The 18,257-nt window shown below is 53.7% G+C and carries 10 protein-coding genes and 1 tRNA gene; 4 read left to right on the top strand and 7 right to left on the bottom strand.

Annotation, left to right across the window (positions count from 1 at the left end):
- Positions 1-200: 200 nt before the first annotated feature.
- The 3 genes from ACR3ZL_RS20015 to ACR3ZL_RS20005 form a co-directional block, all read right to left on the bottom strand.
- A complete protein-coding gene (locus tag ACR3ZL_RS20015; protein WP_473651331.1) occupies positions 201-1,649 on the bottom strand; it encodes a sulfatase family protein in 1,449 nt (482 codons plus the stop codon).
- A 111-nt stretch (positions 1,650-1,760) separates the two neighbouring features.
- On the bottom strand, positions 1,761-4,160 hold the full coding sequence (locus ACR3ZL_RS20010) for a glycoside hydrolase family 3 N-terminal domain-containing protein (protein ID WP_473651332.1): 2,400 nt from the start codon (positions 4,158-4,160) through the stop codon (positions 1,761-1,763).
- Between the two features lie 46 nt (positions 4,161-4,206).
- Positions 4,207-5,694: a right-handed parallel beta-helix repeat-containing protein gene (locus ACR3ZL_RS20005; protein ID WP_473651333.1), complete on the bottom strand. Its 1,488-nt coding sequence runs from the start codon at positions 5,692-5,694 to the stop codon at positions 4,207-4,209.
- Between the two features lie 92 nt (positions 5,695-5,786).
- Between ACR3ZL_RS20005 and ACR3ZL_RS20000 the strand changes: the two genes are divergently transcribed.
- Positions 5,787-5,930, top strand: a complete 144-nt coding sequence (locus ACR3ZL_RS20000; protein WP_473651334.1) for a hypothetical protein — start codon at positions 5,787-5,789, stop codon at positions 5,928-5,930.
- A 159-nt stretch (positions 5,931-6,089) separates the two neighbouring features.
- Here the strand turns inward: ACR3ZL_RS20000 and ACR3ZL_RS19995 are convergent, their stop codons facing one another.
- The 4 genes from ACR3ZL_RS19995 to ACR3ZL_RS19980 form a co-directional block, all read right to left on the bottom strand.
- Positions 6,090-8,942, bottom strand: a complete 2,853-nt coding sequence (locus ACR3ZL_RS19995) for a right-handed parallel beta-helix repeat-containing protein (RefSeq protein ID WP_473651335.1) — start codon at positions 8,940-8,942, stop codon at positions 6,090-6,092.
- A gap of 798 nt (positions 8,943-9,740) precedes the next feature.
- Complete coding sequence (locus tag ACR3ZL_RS19990; protein WP_473651336.1) at positions 9,741-9,935, bottom strand: hypothetical protein; 195 nt, start codon at positions 9,933-9,935, stop codon at positions 9,741-9,743.
- Positions 9,936-10,019: 84 nt separating this feature from the next.
- Positions 10,020-11,261 carry a DUF1559 family PulG-like putative transporter gene (locus tag ACR3ZL_RS19985; RefSeq protein WP_473651337.1) on the bottom strand — a complete coding sequence of 414 codons (1,242 nt, stop codon included), beginning with the start codon at positions 11,259-11,261 and terminating at the stop codon, positions 10,020-10,022.
- 775 nt (positions 11,262-12,036) lie between these two features.
- A tRNA-Arg gene (locus ACR3ZL_RS19980) sits at positions 12,037-12,110 on the bottom strand.
- Between the two features lie 298 nt (positions 12,111-12,408).
- On the opposite strand from ACR3ZL_RS19980, the gene ACR3ZL_RS19975 reads away from it, so the two are divergent.
- From ACR3ZL_RS19975 to infB, 3 genes are all read left to right on the top strand, one after another.
- A complete protein-coding gene (locus ACR3ZL_RS19975; RefSeq protein WP_473651338.1) occupies positions 12,409-13,245 on the top strand; it encodes an ABC transporter permease in 837 nt (278 codons plus the stop codon).
- 173 nt (positions 13,246-13,418) lie between these two features.
- On the top strand, positions 13,419-14,924 hold the full coding sequence (gene nusA / locus ACR3ZL_RS19970; RefSeq protein ID WP_473651339.1) for a transcription termination factor NusA: 1,506 nt from the start codon (positions 13,419-13,421) through the stop codon (positions 14,922-14,924).
- A 273-nt stretch (positions 14,925-15,197) separates the two neighbouring features.
- A complete protein-coding gene (gene infB / locus ACR3ZL_RS19965; protein WP_486172913.1) occupies positions 15,198-18,185 on the top strand; it encodes a translation initiation factor IF-2 in 2,988 nt (995 codons plus the stop codon).
- The last annotated feature ends 72 nt before the right edge of the window (positions 18,186-18,257 follow it).

The raw sequence follows: 18,257 nt of genomic DNA, 5'->3' as shown, positions 1-18,257 counted from the left end.
GATAGAACCATTCATTCGGCTTTCGACTTAGCACTGTTTCTTCGCTATTTACTTCAGATCGCACAACAGACAAATTCGCTCTTGTCTTACCACAAATATTCGAGATGGAAATCAACCGGTGCTTGAATAACGGATGGCTTGCGACACCCTGCGTGAAGATAGGACGCTATTTCAAAATGATCGGTTCTGTCGTTAGCTGTTCAGGGCTTGGCGACTACTTCCGATTCCGTATAGGTGTCGTCGGTACGGGCAAGCCAGTCTGCGATCATTTTTCGATGGGTTTGCAGTTCATCTGCGTACTCGGACTCTTGCGCCAAATTGTTTGTCTCACCCGGGTCGTTGACCATGTCGAAAAGTTGTTCTCGATTTGATCCATCACTCCAGCGGTGATATTTGAAATTGGGAGTGCGTATCGCCCGTCCTTGGAATTCAACGTCGTCGTCGACCTCAGCCTCAGTGACGACGTAGCGGTGAGTTGGCGCGGACGAGTTTTTATCCAACGCAAAAGGAAGTGCGCTGAGGCCGAAGTAGGGCCCGTCGGGCATGGGGGTGCCAACGACCTCCGAAATCGTAGGCATCAAATCAATGCCCACGGAGACGAGACGCTTGTCGACTTCGTTAATACGGGAGTGACCAGGCCAACGAATAATGAACGGCACGCGGCAAGACTCTTCATACAGAATGGACTTCTGGTGCCAGCGATGGGCACCGCATCCGTCACCGTGGTCACTCGTGAAGATGACGATGGTGTTCTCCTCGAGGCCATTCTCTTTGAGAGCGGCGAGGACTTGGCCGATTTGGCTATCGACCAGTTCGACAAGTCGATTGTAAGCCCAGCGATATTGTCGCCATTGATCGCGATCGAATGACATCGCCATCTTTTGAGGAGTGGGGCCTCTTTTGTCGACCAGGTTTCGGCGACGTGTCACCGCTTCAGCCTCATCGGCGTTTATTTCGTAGTTGTTAGGCAACGGCGGGCAATCTTCAAGTGGCGGCGAAATTGAAACATCGCCGTTTCGCATATTGGTTCGCTTCTTGTCTTTGACGCCCGCTTTCTTGCGTCCCCATTCACAAATGTCGTGGGGGTTGTAGTACGAGGTCACCAGCAAGAACGGTTTGTCACTAGGTTGGCTGAGGTAACCCACCGCGTTTTCAGTGATCGTTTCATCGCGACCTGATGCATAGACATCAAACCCATGGTGCTTTCGATCTTTCGTCGAAAACGTCTGGTCTTGGATATGCCATTTGCCAAAATAGGCAGTTCGATACCCCGCCAGCTTGGCTTGATTGCCTAGTGAAACGGTTGGTTTGTTTTGGGCATCCGCCAAGCGTCGGGTACAAGGCAGTCGTCCGGTGTACATCGAATAGCGTTCGGGAAGGCAAACCGGATAATTGACATAGGCGTTGGTGAAACGCACGCCTCTTTTTGCAAGTTCGTCCATGGCAGGAGTCTTCAGCAAATCTGATCCGGCGCATCCCATGGCATCTGCAAATTGTTGATCGGTCGTGATCAACAAAATGTTGGGGCGAGTATTGCCGGGTTCGTCCGCGTACGCGTTGCTGGACAACTTCGCCAGCATCCCCAGGGGGATTAACACCAGAGCGACGAGCAAGCGTAATGTGGGCAGTAGTTCGATGACGTTTTTCATGATTGGATTTGGATAGAAGGAAAGAAGTCGCCTCACGTTCCGTACGCGGAGCCAAATAGGCCGCGATCGAATGTGAGGCGATCTCCTTGTCAGATGTCGAATCGGCGCTCGCTATTTAAGCTCAATCCTGGCGTGTTGCTGGATGTCTTCTTCCGACGAAGACGTGCTGATTCGTACTTCGAATTCACCCGGTTCAACTACCCAGTCATTTTCTTCATTGAGCATCCGGAGATCACGCTCAGGAAGCAGTTCAAAGCGAACCGTTTTCGTCTCGCCTTCCTTCAGTGAGACTCGCTCGAATCCACGTAGCACCTGTTCGAATGGCGTGATAGATGCAACCAGATCCTTGACGTAAAGCTGGACGACCGAATCGCCGGCGCGGTCACCGGTGTTTGTGACATCACAAGTGATCGTGATAGGACCGTTTCGTTTCGATTCGGAAGTTTGTACCTTCAGGTTGCTGTACTGGAACGTCGTGTAGCTCAATCCGTAACCGAAGTGGTACAGCGGTCCGAGTACGCGGGTGGTTCCCCAACCGTTGGGGTCATGTCTTGCTTCCTGTTTAGCCCAAGCACCGTTTCGATGCGGAACGGCTAGGGGAATCTGACCGACGGTTTTCGGAAAAGTGATCGGCAATTTTCCGCCAGGGTTGTTGATGCCAAAAACAGTTTCAGCCACTGCCTGTCCGATCTTTTCGCCACCATGCCAACTGACCAATACGCCGTCGACATTCTTGTCGATCCAATTGATCGTTGCGGATCGTCCGATCATCAGCACAACGACGACAGGCTTGCCGGTCTTAACCAGTTCCTGAATCAATAAAAGCTGATGACCAGGCAAATTCAAATCTGTGCGTGAGCGAGATTCGCCAACCGTATCGTCATTGTCTCCCATCACCGCGATGATGACATCCGACGACTTCGCTGCCTCGATCGTACGATCCAGCATCGCCTGTTCTTCTTTGTTAGGGGGCTCCGGCAGGATACCGGAGCCGGGGAACGTCGCGTCGTAATACGCAACACCCTTTTCATGAAGCACCTTTACGCGGTCGCCCAGCAGTTCTTTGATGCCAGCCAATGGTGTGATGACGTCGGAAGTACCGGGTCCATACCGGCTGATCATAGGTTCGACGTCGTCGGCGCCGGGGCCTGTCACAAGCACGGTGCCGAATGCATCAGGGTCTAGTGGAAGTAGTCCATCGTTCTTCAGCAGCACCATTGCTTTGCGGGCTGCTTCCAAAGTGGTCGCTTCATGTGCTTCCTGATGCACGATAGATGGCGCCGTAGCGGGATCGACGAATGGATTGTCGAACAACCCCAACTCGAACTTCACTCTCAACACGTCTGCGACTCGCGAGTTGATCGTTTCTTCGCTGATACGTCCGTCGGCAATCACTTTACGCAACGGAATGACGAAGTCTTCCATCTTTTTAAAGTTGGTGCGAACATTCAATCCAGCATTGACCGCCAATACGATTGCGGATTCGAAATCTTTGGCCACCGAGTGTTGTTCGTGCAGCCGAGAAACAGCCCCGCTGTCAGATACGACATAGCCCTTAAATCCGTATTCATTCCGCAAAAGTTCCGTCAAGAAATAGCGGCTTCCCGTCACGGGGATTCCATCGTACGAGTTGTATGAACTCATCGCCCCTTTCGGGTTCGCTTCTGTGATTACTTTTTGGAACGGATGCATCAGGATCTCGTGCATGTCACGAAACGGAACTTGCGGGTCCGTCCGTGCGCGTCCGTCACGACCACCGTTGGGCGTGCTGTACGTCGCGAAGTGCTTAACCGTCGATGCGACGTTTTGCGATTGCAAACCGAGTGTTTGTTGTTTCCCAAGCTCGCCTACCAGATACGGTGACTCGCCATAACATTCAATCGTTCGTCCCCAACGCGGGTCTCGCACCACGTCCAAAATGGGCGAATAGATATTCGTGTAGCCAAGTGCCTTGGCCTCTTTCCCTGTGATTTCACCGATTCGACGCACCAGGTCTCTGTCCCATGTCGCACCAACACCGAGTTGGCTAGGGAAGTTGCTAGCACTTGTATGGCACAGCCCGCGGATTCCTTCATTGGTGAAGTCGACCGGAATACCCAACCGCGTTTCTTCGATGAACCAACGCTGAATGAGATTGAGCAGATCGGCATGTTCTTCATGCCCGGTCATCTCCATTTCTTTTCGGACACCGTTGGCATGTTCGTCGATGTTGCCGACGCCGTCTTTCCAGACACGCTGCTTCCATTGTTCGGTTGGATGACTTGATTTGAGAACGCGTTTGTAGCCGTAGATCGTTCCCATCTGTGCCGTTTTCTCGTCCATCGTCATGCGGCTGAGTAAATCCGCGATTCGATCATCGATCGGCAAGTCGGGGTTCTCATAGGGATCGAGTTGGCCGTTCTTGTTGCGATCAATCCAATCAGGTTGGCCAGCGTCTTCGGCATGGGAAGTCCCGCAGGTGAGCAGGATCATACTGAGCGACAACGGTACGAGTAGGTTAGCAATTTTCATTTAGTTTCCTGATAAGTTAAGTTCCGTGTGCGGGGTGCCCGGCGTCTTACTCCACCGCGCCAAGATTGATGAAGTTGCTTGAGATGGGGCTGCCGAAAAAATCGGTAGCCGGTAAAGCAGACCTCACCGGGACACCGCGATCGATCGCGGGCGAGCCTGCGTTTAATCGGTATCCCAACAACGATCTCATCGTCCGCAGATTGATCCCCGTGCGGGCAATCCCGGGTTTGATAAAACTCGGATTGTCGACGATTGCACTCGTGTCCGATTTTTGCGGCGAGATACGATGGTAAAGATTGTTGTGGTAAGTGGTGTTGATACCTTTTCCGTGATTCCCCCACCGTCCTTTTCCTTCGAAGTAAAAGATGTTGTTGGAAAAGTGAGTGTTCAATGGTGTTCGGTCTTCCGGAAAAACAACCGCATCCAGGTCTTTACGTGTGTAGTGAGTGTTGTTGTAGATTTGAATGTTTTCGGCGTTACGGTTGCTGTCGAAACCATAAAAGTACAAACCACTTCGTTCGTTCTGGCTGATATTGTACCGAATCGTCACGTTGCGATTCGGCTTTTTCATGGTGCCACAAAACCACATGTTGTCGTGGCTGTAGTTGTGCTGGATGAACGTATTGACGCAGTTGTAGTCGGCGTCGAAACCGCCACGGTCATGGTGGTCGTCGCCAATGTTTCCATAAGCTTCATTGTGTTGGATTCGGATCCCGTCGGTATGAAAGCAAAAGATACTGTGACCGGTGTCGAATCGACTGCTGTTCGCCAACGTGTTGAACTCGTAAACCGCGTCTTTGCTGGACCGAGCGATAATGTTATTTCGGCCTGTCTGATCGACGTGGTTGCCGGCTACATAAACGTTGGTCCACAAGTTCTCAGCGATCTCTCGGTCTGGACGGAGTATCACCCGACCGCATGACGAATCGTTTCCGATCCCAACACCACCTATGCGATAGACGTGGTTGTTGGTGATTCGCAAATCGTCGACTCGCGTCGCCTTGCAGTTTTTTAAGTGCACATGAATCCCGCCTCGCTTCTTTCCCGCCACCAAGCCATTGATGTCGTGAATGTGGCAATCATCAATGTAGATATGCCGAACGATGCCGCCGGTGGCTTTCGAGTCGCCGGTGACCACCACATAAACGCCAAATAGCGTGCCTTGATCTTGGTCGGTGCCATCGGTGTTGGTAATCTCCAGTCCGTTGATTTCCCAACAAGCCGAATTCCGCAGCAGAAAACCGGCTGGGTGTTTTCCTTCGGCGTCGATTCGTGGGCGTTTTCCGGTTCCGTAGGACTTCACGACTATTGGATTGCCGTCGGTGCCTGAACCGATGGGGGCGAACATGCCTTTGAACTGTGAGCCACGCCGGAACAAGATTTCGTCACCAGGTTGAAACTCCGACCCTCGAAACTGATCAAACTTTTCTTGGGAGTCGATGCGATATTCAGCAGCCGAACACGGGCAAAGCCAGACAAACAGTAAAGCGGCGATTCCCCATCGACGGCTGAGCCGAATCAGAAACTGGTTCACAATCTATTCCTCTTGCTCTTCTGACACGGGTTTCGCCCAATGGGCCTCATCACCTAAATGTTCTTCATGTAGGAGGTTCTTGGAATGCGTCGATGCAAGATCGATCGCCAGCCCAACTGCTTCAATCCTGGGCGAACTATCCACTTGCCGGCAAACTATTCTGCGACAACCCGATGGGTGTCAACGACGCTCTTTCCAATTCAGCGCACATCGTCTCAGGGCACATCGGCACCTAATTTGGACAAAATACTTTGAGCTGTATGTTAGATGACGGCCGACGCCAAAATCTTAACAGCGGAAGTGATCTTTCGAAGTCGTCTAGCGGTTCAGCTCATGTTTCGAATTTGCCGTTTTACCGAACCGCCGATGGAAGTCTTCGAAGGACATCAGCGGCGTCAGTGAGTGATCCTGAAGGTATTTATCCGGGCGATATTGCCCTCAGAAAATTTTAGATGGATGGGAGTGCCCGCAGGGATCTTTCTAGTCAATTCATAAGAACCATTGCTGATACTGCTTCCAGAGATCTTCGCCGAAAACTCATCAGCTCCATCGGGGAATGAAAGAGTGAAGACATCTTCATCATCGAGCTCGACGAGTTCTAATTCCAGGGACGTGATGTCTGTATCAAATTGAAATTCCCATGCCTCTCCTACATCAAAATGGTTGCCATCTCCTTTTCCACTAGCTGAGGCTATACCCAGGGCCTGAAGCGGCGCGTGAATGTTGGTAGTGCTTCCATCGGCGACTCCATCCATACCAATGACTTGCAACGTGCTGATCGTAATGCCATCGACAGTCATTGATGCATTGCGCCCCGCTTGATCGAACGGAGTTTTGTTTCGAAATTCAAACGAGACCTGCGATACCGCGACTTCCGCACGCTTCGCATCAATACCTTGGAAACTTCTCTTAGCCAACGATGAGCCTACTTTGCGTAAGTCGACTGGCTTGATGCCAAGTTTCTCCGCAGGGGATCCCGATCGGAAGCGATACAAGCCCTGCTTCGCAGCTTCATCATCGAACATTGGGTCGGCATACACTAATTTCACCGCGAGATTCACTGCGTCTTGATTTAGGTCGACCGGCTGACCCGAAAAAAGGTCGCTTCCTAGATCAGCTTTAGGAACATAGGGAGCATTGGTGTTCTTTGTGAAATAGATCGAATTTTTCATCTTCGGGAGATTCTCGAAGAAAGGTCTTTCGGTTGCTCGGCTATCCGTCAAATAGAGTCCGTTGCTCGACTTGGAGGATGCTGGTGGCATGAAGACATTTCCTATTGGTGACGCTTGTTTGGTGCCGCCAAGCCAGCCCGGTAAGGTCCGTCCACGTAAGAAGGTTTCCGTGAAGATGAAGTTGTTGATCACATCGGCTGGACCTTTGAGACCCAGTCCGCGTTCCGATTCTGTGATTACATTTTCCCGGATGATGGTGAAGCTTGGGTTGTCATCCAGGCGAATTGCACCGGCGGTATCATGGTTCTCGTGAAGGTAGTTGCGTTCCACCACATTGTTTTCGCCCATGGCGGAGAAATAGATCGCGTTGCCGTCATGCAGTTCTAGCAGTGTACGAGAGATGTCATTCATCCCGATCCGGTTTTCGCGGGCGTGCAAAAGCGGAAGGAAATGTTCGAGGCGGTTATGGTATTGCGCCGCGAGACCCTTCTGGATAAACGGTTCACATTCCTCAAAGCGAATCGAGGAAACCCATGCACGCCGGAACGGGATCCGTTTGACAAGATAAAACTCGTGAGGCCGACAACCGCTCACGACGATGCCGTTGTAGGGAACGTCATGGATCGTGTTGTGGGTGATCGCGTTGTGCCCGCTTTGGGCGATGAATATCGCTGGCGAGTGCAGTAGCAGTTCACCAATATCGTGGATGTAATTGTCGTGCACCACGTTGTTCTTATTCACGTCCTTCGTGCCAGGACCGTAGCCGCTGAGCACGATGCCTCCGCCACCAAGATGATGCAGGTGGTTGCTGGCAACTTTGATTCGTTGGCAGTGCAAGTCTAAACGGATACCTGTGCCACTGCTTGACTTAACGACGCACGATGTGACGTCGCAATCTTCCGCATTGCGGAAACGGATCACGGCATTGCCTTTGTCGTGCATCTCCCAGTCGTGCTGCAGGCCCTTGTCGTTCTCCAGCAATCTATCTCGCACGCCGTGAGTGAAGGTCAGGCCTTCGAGCCGGATATGAGAAGCAAATGGTCCGTCGCTGGATCCTTCTACCCGAATGAATTCCTGCAGAAACGGGGCGATCACATTCATATCGGCTACATCCTTCGCCGGCCACATATAGATGCGTCCGTCGTTCGTGTTCACCGCCCATTCGCCAGGCTCATCGAGATATTCAATCGCGTTTTCGACCCAGTAGCGGTTGTTTGGATTGGTTGCCTGGTACGTCGGGTCAACCGCCAAATGAGCAATCTTGTTTTGGGAATCAATTCGATCAAGCGGAATGATGTTGGCCAACCATGGGCGATCCTTCAGAACGAGTTCGATATCCGACGGGTTTGGCCAGTTTTTGATGTCGTCGCCTCGGAAGTGAATCGTTCGGTCAAACGGAGCAACGGGCTCGCCTTCGTACTCCAACTCGCTCGTCAGCTTCTTGCCCTGCCGGTTGAAGTCGTTTTCTTTTTCGATGTCTGCATAGTGAAAGCCTCCTCCACGGGATCGCTTGAGAAGCTCGTCCCTGTCATAGAGCGAGCGGATTACCCTTTGTTGCACCGGTGGCTGCGGGATGTCTGCTACCCAAAGATGCCCACGAGCCTTTTCGGAAACACCCTTGGGGTCTGACTTCAGCTTTTTCCATCCCGTAATCCGAATGCCGCCGGTAAAGACAGGTTTTTCGCCAGGAAACGCTTTGTAGGTAACGGGATTGCTTTGGCTCCCCGAATCTTGAGAGTCGAAGACCACCGTCTTTCTAAGTGGGTAGGTCCCGCCGCGAAGCTGGACCTCAAAGGTGTCGCGAGGATTCGCTACTTTCAGTTGACGTACTTTCAGCCGCGCGGCCTCAAGTGAAGCCAATGGCCCATCATCCAGCGTGGGATCCGCTAATCGTCCAGACCACTTGTCGTTGCCCTCGGGCGACACGTAAAGCATCGTTTTGTCCGCCCACGATGAACTCTGTAAGAGCACCAATAGAGCGAGTGTGATTCCAAAGATTCGGCACCGCCGGCTGGTCGCTTTCGTAATCGCGTCCGAAGTTCTTGAATGTGAACGTTCGCCTTGCTGGTTAGTCATTCTGTATTTCTCGCTTGTGATGGTTTCCGTTTTTGAACTGCTTCCTGTGCGTGAGGATCGCAGCCTTTGTCGGCTCTGCATTGTTCGGTTGAGGCATTCCGTTCGCACCGCGTCGATGATGATCCATGCCTAGGCAGAATTACAAAGGCACCGGATTGCGTGATGGAGATGGTCGCCAGGCGTAGGTGGGAAGCTTCGGGGCTCGTAGTATCGATTTTCGTTTTGATCTGTGACGTCTAAGGCTGTTTGCCACAAACTGCCCCGTCCTGCTATCGCTTCGATGGAGCGGAGAAGCGGAGCGAAAGTGCAGGCGGCAGGCGTCGTTCCGATGCTTCGCCGACCGTCGAACTGTTGACCCACCAGGCATGTTTCAACCCGCTGCTATTGTTTCGAACGGGGGGCGTATCCTGGATTTCGTTGCAATGAGCGAAACACTAGGTTCTGAGGCGAAGGGCCATCGGTCTAGATCGCCGCCGAGGCATTCGGTCCAATCAGTTAAGGCGTCAGCGGCAGCAAGCAAAATTTGCAGATGTTTCGCTGCGAGCTTTTTTGGGGGAGCCGGGCTGATCCGCGATCGTGCTGTCGGCACGCTGGTTTATGCCCGACTTAGTGTTAACTATGCCGTTCGGTCGTTAGCCTCCAATTTGCAGTCGCGACTTTTGCGGTTTGCGAAACGGGAGTTGGTTGGGCACGAGCGTTCGTGTGCTGTGCAAGCGACTTGCGGTGGAAACGAAAGTCCGCGGGTAGCTCAAAAGCATTCTTGAGCTACCCGCACTGAGTTAACCGGAATGTGTCGGCTTATTCTTTCTCTGCTTTTTCCGCTTTTGCCGCGGCATCCGCAAGCTTTTGCTCGTACTCAGCGATGTCGTCCTTGGCTACTTCAGGAATGTTGTTGCCTGAGTTGCCGCACCCAGTCGTGAGGCCAAGTGAAAGCAAAGAGCAGCCTAGAAGAATGGAGAGCAAGCTAAAGCGGTTAACGTGTTTCGAGATCATGAAAATAGGTTTCTATCAGTAAGGCGGATGTATGAGTGCCCGGGGCGATTGTGTTCGCCCCGGGGCGGAAAATTTGCTAACGGCCTAGAAGTCTCCTTGGATGACTTCTTTGGAAGCGCGAGTACCAAGAGCACCCCAGAGACCGTAAGGACTTTTCGCACCAGGGGCATAGGTGCCACTACCGTTTTCGGTGACCATCCGAGCGCGTCGATTACCCGCTTCGATCGAGTCGGTAATGAACTTCACGGCTCCGTCACCCATTAGGATATGGGCACCACCTTGGTGGCGACTAGAAGCTGAGCCGATGGTTGTAGCCGTAGCACTTCGGCCACAAGTTTCCGAGTTGGGTGGCAGTATCGTGTAGAAGCCACCGAAGTTCGGCAGGTAGTCTGCCCATCGGTAGCCTCGTCCAGAAATGTCTTCGTAGAGATCGGAGCCGTAGGCAGCTCCTTGTTCCCAGAACTGTGGACGTTCTGAATCAATTAGGTTGTTGTCCAAGCAGTACGACGGGTTGTTTCGCAATGCGTTTTCCGATCCACCGGAGATGTATCCGACGGTTCGAATGTCGCGGTCACCCAAGTCCGTCGCGATTTCACCTGCCATTACCGTGTTGGCAAGACCGTCGAGCACATCTCGGAATTTCATAACGCCTTGTGGCAGAAACATTCCTCGGTTTTTGGCACGGGATTCTTGGGCGTAACCTTGTTCTTCCGCATAGGGGAATCGAGCACCCGAACGTATTTCAATGGCTCCGTCTCGTCCGCTGTAACTGGAGTCACCCATGCAGGCCACATAGTTGGTACGGCCCAAAGCTGGCAAGCCCACGCCCGGGTCACTCGGGCATCGAATCGCCGGAATGTTGGTGAACCAAGGGACATAATTGATTTCTTCTGGAGTCGGGCCCATCGCCGGCCATGGGTTTCCTGGCACACCGCGAGTTGCGCCCGTGTCTTTGTCGGTTCGTTCAATGCTTGGGTTCGAAATTTGCTCCCACAGTGCCTGTTGTTCCATGAATGGCAAGATGCCCACTAGGAAGCTTAGGCGGCGGTTTGAGGCATCGTTCCGATCTACCCAGATGTTTTGAGCGCTAGAGGGATCGGTTCCGGCCCCATGGATCGGAAGTTGATTGTAGGCAGAGTGATAGTTGTGAACTGCCAGGCCAATTTGTTTGAAGTTGTTGCTGCAGCTCATTCGCCGAGCAGCTTCCCGAGCGGCCTGGACGGCCGGCAATAGCAGGCCGACAAGGACTCCGATGATTGCGATGACAACAAGTAGTTCGACCAGGGTAAACCCGTCGGTTCCGCGACTTTGCTTACGAGGATACATGCAAAATGCTCCATTAGGGGAAATGATGGAAGGGGGATCGCCAGCCCACTGGTTTTTGCTCTGAGCCGCAGGAGGCAATTTTCCTGCTCAGAAGCAAGTCCACGACAGACGGACCGATAGTGGATGACGTTTCCTGTAAGTTCAGGGCCAGACGCTATCTGGTTTGGACAAGAAAAACAAATTTTCCGTTTCAGGAATCTGTTTGGCCCTTTTGCTTCAGCAAATGCGTGCGGAAAAATCGCTGAACCTGAATAAGTCCAGAGGCCGTGGTCAAACAGGGGAGTCGGTTACCAGCGGCTGTATCGGGCCAATCGTTGTTAGTCAGGCCAAGCCGGTTTTTGGAGCGGAGCCAAGAAAGGGGCCGGGGCCAGCAGTCGCAAAGGTGCAGTTACTTGTTCGCTGTGCTTTCTCCGCACAGAGTTTTCACTACATGGTGCTTTGTTTTTTGCACGCGACCTCGTCCTTTGTTGGGATTGTTATCGCTGGACATGTTTCCAGTGAGGCCGGTGCTTTCACGCCATCGCTGATGCTGGGTTTGCGAGATGCTGCAGGCCGTCGCATTTTGGTGCGGTCGGGCTTCGTCGATAGACCGTCCGCACTGAGTTCGCCGTTCGAGTGTGCTGATCCCGTTCTGTCGATATAAGTCGGCGAATCCAGCTAGCCTTGGCTGAAGGCGAATCCAGTGGGATCGAGCGGGGCTGGGCAAGCAAAGCTTGTGGATTGCTCAAGAAAAAGCAATCAGAGATAATCCACGATTATTTAAAATCCGGAAAAGTACACCCGGAGGGATTCGAACCCCCAACCCTCGGTTCCGAAGACCGATGCTCTATCCAGTTGAGCTACGGATGCGTGATTGCGATCGCAATCGTTTGCTGAGTCGTGCCAGGTCGTTATCGGCATTCCCTCAACTCTTCTTGAATTATGCCTGCCGGTTTCATTCTTGGCAAGCGGGAGGCAGGATAGAGGCGATGCAACTTCGCTTGAAGCTGCGACGTCCCGCCGGTCGTAACGCTTGGCTGCGAAGGATCGCAGTGGGCAGCCTTGCGAAACGGGTTCGTTGGATGGTGGCGGTGTGCGTCTTTCTGTCTTGTAAGTCTTGCTGTTTTATTTTCCTGGTCCCGTATTAGTTGGCGGCATCGATTCCACGATGGCTGATCCTATTTCGCTTACGCGTCTGAGCTTTGCGTTAATTCCTGTAGTCGGGTTGCTGGTGTACTTGGCGATGCTGGGGTACGCCGTTCGGGGTTCGCTCCACGGGCTGGCTCGGATGTTGATCCAGTTGTCGTTGGTTGGGTACCTGCTCGTATTTCTTTTTGAATCCGATCAGGCTTGGATCGTCTTGGCAGCGTTAACAGTCATGATGTTGGCGGCTTCGTTGATCGCGGTTCGCACCTCGACTCAAAATTCTTGGCGGCGATATTTACACGTTTGGATTTCGATCCTGGTAGGCGGTGGCGGGACACTTGCGGTTGTGACTCAAGGGGTTCTGGATGTGACCCCCTGGTACAATGCTCGTATCTTGATCCCGCTGGCGGGGATGACCTTTTCGAATTGCATGAATGCCTTGTCTCTGGCAATTGAGAGGCTGGAAGCGAGTGAGCAGGCCAGTGTTGCTGTCGCAGAAAATGCTTCTTCAAAGCGGGCTGCCGGCGATTCTTCTGGGGCCGGGTCAGAACGTTTCGAGCAGGTAGATGTCAAAAGTGCGGGTGTCGAGCGGGCGGATGTCAGTGGGCTGGCGAGACGGCGTGCTCGCGAGGCTGTGTCGGTGGCTTTGATTCCGATCACCAATAGTTTGTTCGCAGTGGGCGTGGTTTCGATCCCAGGGATGATGACGGGCCAGGTTTTGGCGGGCGTTTCGCCATTGGTTGCGGCTCGGTATCAAATCATGATTATGTGCTTGGTATTTGCATCGGCTGGCTGGTCGCTGATGGTGTTCATGTGGCTACGCCGTCCTGCCGATACCACTGCAGCACCGCTCGCTTAGCATTGACACGCGGTCGCTCGTTCGATAGCCTTCCTGCACATGACTTCAGGCAGACTCGCGTTCGCCCGGGCCTTTTTCGGTTCGGGCTGTTTTTTTAGCCGGGGCCCAAAAATCTGGTGTCATGATTTTATCGTAACCCCTGACTTCCCTTTCCTTTGCACCTCTTGGTCGCCATGAACCCGCAAGACATTTTGCGTTACGTCGATTCACTCCATCGCGACAAGAACATCGACACCGAGTTGCTTTTCCAGGCGATCGAGTCGGCGTTGCAGAGTGCTGCGCGGAAGCAGTACGGCGAAGATTCCGATGTGTTGGTAGCAATCAATCGTGAAAACGGTCGGATCTCGGCGACGCTGGAAGGCGAGCCCCTGGGAGATGACCAGATTGGTCGTATTGGTGCTCAGACCGCCAAACAGGTCATTATTCAAAAGGTCCGCGAAGCAGAACGCGACGCGTTGATGATCGAGTACCGCGATCAAATCGGCGAAATCGTCAGCGGCATGATTGGCCGTGCAGACGGTGGTGTGGCGACTGTAAATCTAGGCAACGTGGAAGCCATTTTGCCACGTAGCGAACAAATTCCAGGCGAAAGCCTGCACGCCAACGAGCGTGTTCGGGCGATCGTCTACGAGGTTCGGCCTTCGGGCGGCAACCGCGTGCGGGTTGTCTTGAGCCGAACGCGACCGCAGTTCGTACAACAACTATTCGAGCAAGAAATTCCAGAGTTAACCGACGGCGTGATCGCGATCAAATCGATTTCGCGAGAACCCGGTTATCGCAGCAAGGTTGCCGTCAGCAGCGAAGATCAGCAGATCGATCCGATCAGCGTTTGCGTTGGTTACCGAGGCAGCCGAATCAAGGCAGTCCGTGAAGAGTTGGCTGGTGAGCATATTGATGTGGTTCGCTATGACAGTGACCCAGAAGTGTTGATCCCTAATGCTTTGCAGCCTGCCGAAGTGGACCAAGTGTTGCTTTGCGACATGATTGGTCGAGCGATTGTCTTGGTTCAAGAGGATCAGTTGTCGCTCGCGATTGGCCGTCGTGGCCAGAACGTTCGCTTGGCTAGTAAACTGTGCGGTTGGGACATCGAAATCATGACCGGATCGGAGCTCGAGGACCAAATCGAGCGAGCGGTTGGTGGATTCAGTCAGATCCCGGGCATTACAGAGGAAATCGCTCAATCGCTCGTCGAGCAAGGGTACCTGTCCTACGATGACCTTTCGGTAATCGAGCCAGACCAGTTCATGGAAATGAGCGGGTTGACCGAAGAACAGGTCGATTTGGTTGTCGAGATTGCAGAACGCAATGCTGAAGAGGCCGAGCGTGCTGCTGCGGAAGAACGCCGTGTTCGACGTGATAAAGAGAAGTTGGACCGGGATCGAGCTGAGATCGAATCGAAGTTGGAGCCAGCCGCACCAGGTGAGGCAACTGCATCAGAGGCTTCACCCGAGGCCAGTGCTGAAGCCGCCGAGGTTGTTGCCGAGCCTGAAGCTGAGGATGCCGAAGCTGAAGCTAGCGAAGCTGTCGCGGCATCCGATTCGCCAGCCGAGCCTGCTGCGGAAGACGCTGAGTCTCCCTCTGCAGAAGAGACTGTGGTTGCCGAAGCGGAATCCGAGCAGGGTGATGCGGAAAGCAACGAAGAAATCGCTGCGGAGAAAGATTCCAGCGGAAACGTGTGATCGGACCATGCAGGCCGTTTTCATATTTCTAGGTTTTGCGTTATCCTACTGCATTCGCGATCCGTGGCACTTGCTCGGTTCGCAACTGAACCCATTTTTTACCGCTATGAAATTCCCCGACCTACGTCGGTTTTGGTGTACCTCAAAGGCCAGGACTGGGGTTGATGTCGATGGAGGTTTTTTTATGCGATTTTGAACGAAACAACATGAAGCCGAGCAGCCCATGCGGGGCCGTCGGACTTCATCTATCGAATTTGACAGGATTTCCACCCCGTGCCAGTACGCATTTACGCGCTCGCCAAAGAACTCAATCTCGACAGCAAAGACCTCGTTGATCTGGTGAAAAAGGCCGGTATCAGTGGGAAAGGGTCCGCGCTTGCTAGCCTCTCCGACGATGAAGCACAGCAAGTCCGCAACCACCTGTCCGGTGGCAATAAGCCTGCTGAGTCGGCGCCGAAACCGGCTGCCAAGCAAGCTCCAGCCAGCCCGGCTGCTCCGATTCGTGAAGCTGCCCCAGTACGCGACCTCGATCGCAATATTCCACGCAAACCATCGGCTATTCCAGCTGGGCCTCCAAAGGCCAGCGAATCGGAAAGTGCTGCAGCCGCAGAGAAAAAGCGGCCGGCTCCCGTGCTTCGGGCTCCGAAGCTTGCCCCAGCACCTGCTACTCCGCCACCTGCGGCACCGGCTGAGCCTAGCTCGCCAAAGCCTGAGGTTCGGTTGAAGGATGTCATGCCGGGCCGTTCTAGCGGTGGCAATCGTCCTGCGACTCAAGAAACGGCACCGCCAGCACCTGCGACTCCGGCAAAGCCGACTCCCGCGCCCGCTGCACCGGCTCCGGCCGCAGCCAAGGGTGGTTTCGCTAGCCGAATTGCCGATCGTATGGCCAGTAATTCGGGTGGGCGTGTGGTTCCCAATCGTCCCGGTGCTCCTCTGGAATCGGTTCGTCGAGCCGGTATGGGTGGCGGCGGCAAGATGCGATCGCTGGATCGAACAGCAAATCGTGCTGGCGATAAGCCTGCATCCAAAGACGATGTGAAAGCCAAGAAGCGTGAGCCGCGAATCAAGGTAAACTTGGCTCAATTGCCAAACGCACCGGCGCCGACGGCACCTGTCGCTTCTGGGACTCCTGCTCAAAAGCCGGACATCAAGCTGACGCGTGACGTGATCGAAGGTCACAAGCAAGGTATGAAAGCTCCTCTCGAGCGACTCGAGAAGGATGACGCTGAAAAGAAGCGCACCAGCAAGGCTAGCGCCGGCTTGGGTGACTTCGCCGGTCGCAAGAAAGCCGTTGAAGAAGACGAAAAGCCACGTAAGAAGGGCTTGGCCGGAATGGCGAGTGCTCGAGCAGAGCGTTCGCGTGGTGGTGGCGGTCGTCGCGTTATCGGCTCAGGCGATCAAGATCGCAATAACTATCGCCGCAACCGACCACGAATTCGCCGTAAGGGCACCAACACCGCTGCACCGCGAAAAGAACGTGTGCAGTTGGAATTGCCCTGCACGGTTCGTAGTTTCTGTGAAGCGGCTGGTGTTGCTGTTCCGGACCTGATGAAGACCTTGATGGGTATGGGCATGATGCTCAACATCAACGCCGATATCGATCTGGAAACTGCTGAATTGGTCGCCACTGAACTCGGTATCGATATCGAGCTGAAGGCTTCCGAAACACTTGAAGATGAGCTAATCACCCAAATCGAAGAGCGTGAAGACGATGCTGAATCGCTCGTCCCACGAGCTCCGATCGTGACGTTCTTGGGCCACGTTGACCACGGTAAAACCAGCTTGCTGGACAACTTGGTCGGCATCAATGTCGTCAAGGGCGAAGCGGGGGGGATTACCCAACACATCCGTGCCTACAAGGTTCCCAAGGGTGACCGCGCGGTAACGTTCGTTGATACACCGGGTCACGAAGCGTTTACCGAAATGCGTGCCCGTGGTGCCAACGTCACCGACATCGCCGTGTTGGTTGTTGCGGCTGACGACGGGATTATGCCGCAAACCGAAGAGGCGATCAGCCACGCGAAAGCCGCGAATGTGCCGATCGTTGTTGCCCTCAACAAGATTGACTTGGAAGGCGTTGACGCCAACCGAGTAATGACGCAGCTTACCGAACACCAGCTGACCCCTAGTGAATGGGGGGGCGACGTCGAAGTCGTTCGCACCAGTGCTACGACGGGTGAAGGCATGGAGGAGTTGCTCGAAACTCTGCTCACGATCGCGGAGCTGAACGAATATTCGGCCAACCCGGAAAGGTCGGCGTTGGGGGTCTGTTTGGAATCCGAGCAGCACGGCGACCGCGGTGTGGTTGCGAAATTGGTCGTTCAAAACGGAACGCTGCGAGTAGGCGACATCCTGGTTTGTGGTCCTTCGCACGGTCGCGTCCGAGCGATGAAGGACACTCTAAGCGGCAAGCCGATCAAGGAAGCTGGCCCAAGTACGCCCGTTAGCCTCTACGGTTTGGACAAGGCACCGGGGGCTGGCGACCGATTCCACGTCTTGAAAGATATCACCCAAGCTCGCGAAATTGCGGGCTCGCGGGATGATGAAAGTAGCCGTCAATCGCTGTCTGGTATCACGACGAAGGTGTCCTTCGACAACTTCCAAGAGATGCTCGAAGGCGGCAACCTGGCTCCAGGCGAAGAACGCGTCAAGCTGAACCTGATCATTCGGGCGGACGCTCGTGGGTCGCTTGAAGCGATCGATAAGGAGCTAAGCAAGTTCGATCATCCTGAAGTCGAGATCCGCGTTCTCCAGCGAAGCGTGGGTGGGATCACTCTTGCCGACACGACTTTGGCGAGTGCGTCCGGGGCTGTTATCCTTGGGTTCAATGTCATTCCGGGCGAACAGGCTCGGGTGATGGCGGACCAGCGAGGCGTCGAGATTCGTCGATACAACGTCATCTATAAGTTGACCGACGATATTCGAATGATGATCGAAGGTCGTTTGAAGCCAGAAGAACGCGTTGTCGAACTCGGCCGTGCTTTGGTCAAACAGGTCTTTTCGATCAGCCGTGTGGGAACCATCGCCGGTTGTTATGTCGCTCAAGGTACGATCGTTCGGAACTGCCGAATTCGGGTAAGTCGCGATGGCCGTGTCATTGGTGATTACCAGCTCGATACACTTCGCCGAATCAAGGAAGACGTCAAGGAAGTTCCTCGCGGAATGGAGTGCGGTATTCGACTTTCCGGCTTCAATGACATCAAGCAAGATGATGTCTTGGAGGCCTACAAGATCGAACAAGTTGCCCGCAAGCTTGAGTAGATGATCTAGGTCGAAAGCGGAAAGCGGCTAGTCGTTTTTCGCTTTGTGATCTGTCATTGCCGCTTAATTTGC

It is taken from the genome of Rhodopirellula sp. J20-39, assembly GCF_057365095.1.
This window is presented reverse-complemented; position numbering and strand designations above follow the sequence as displayed.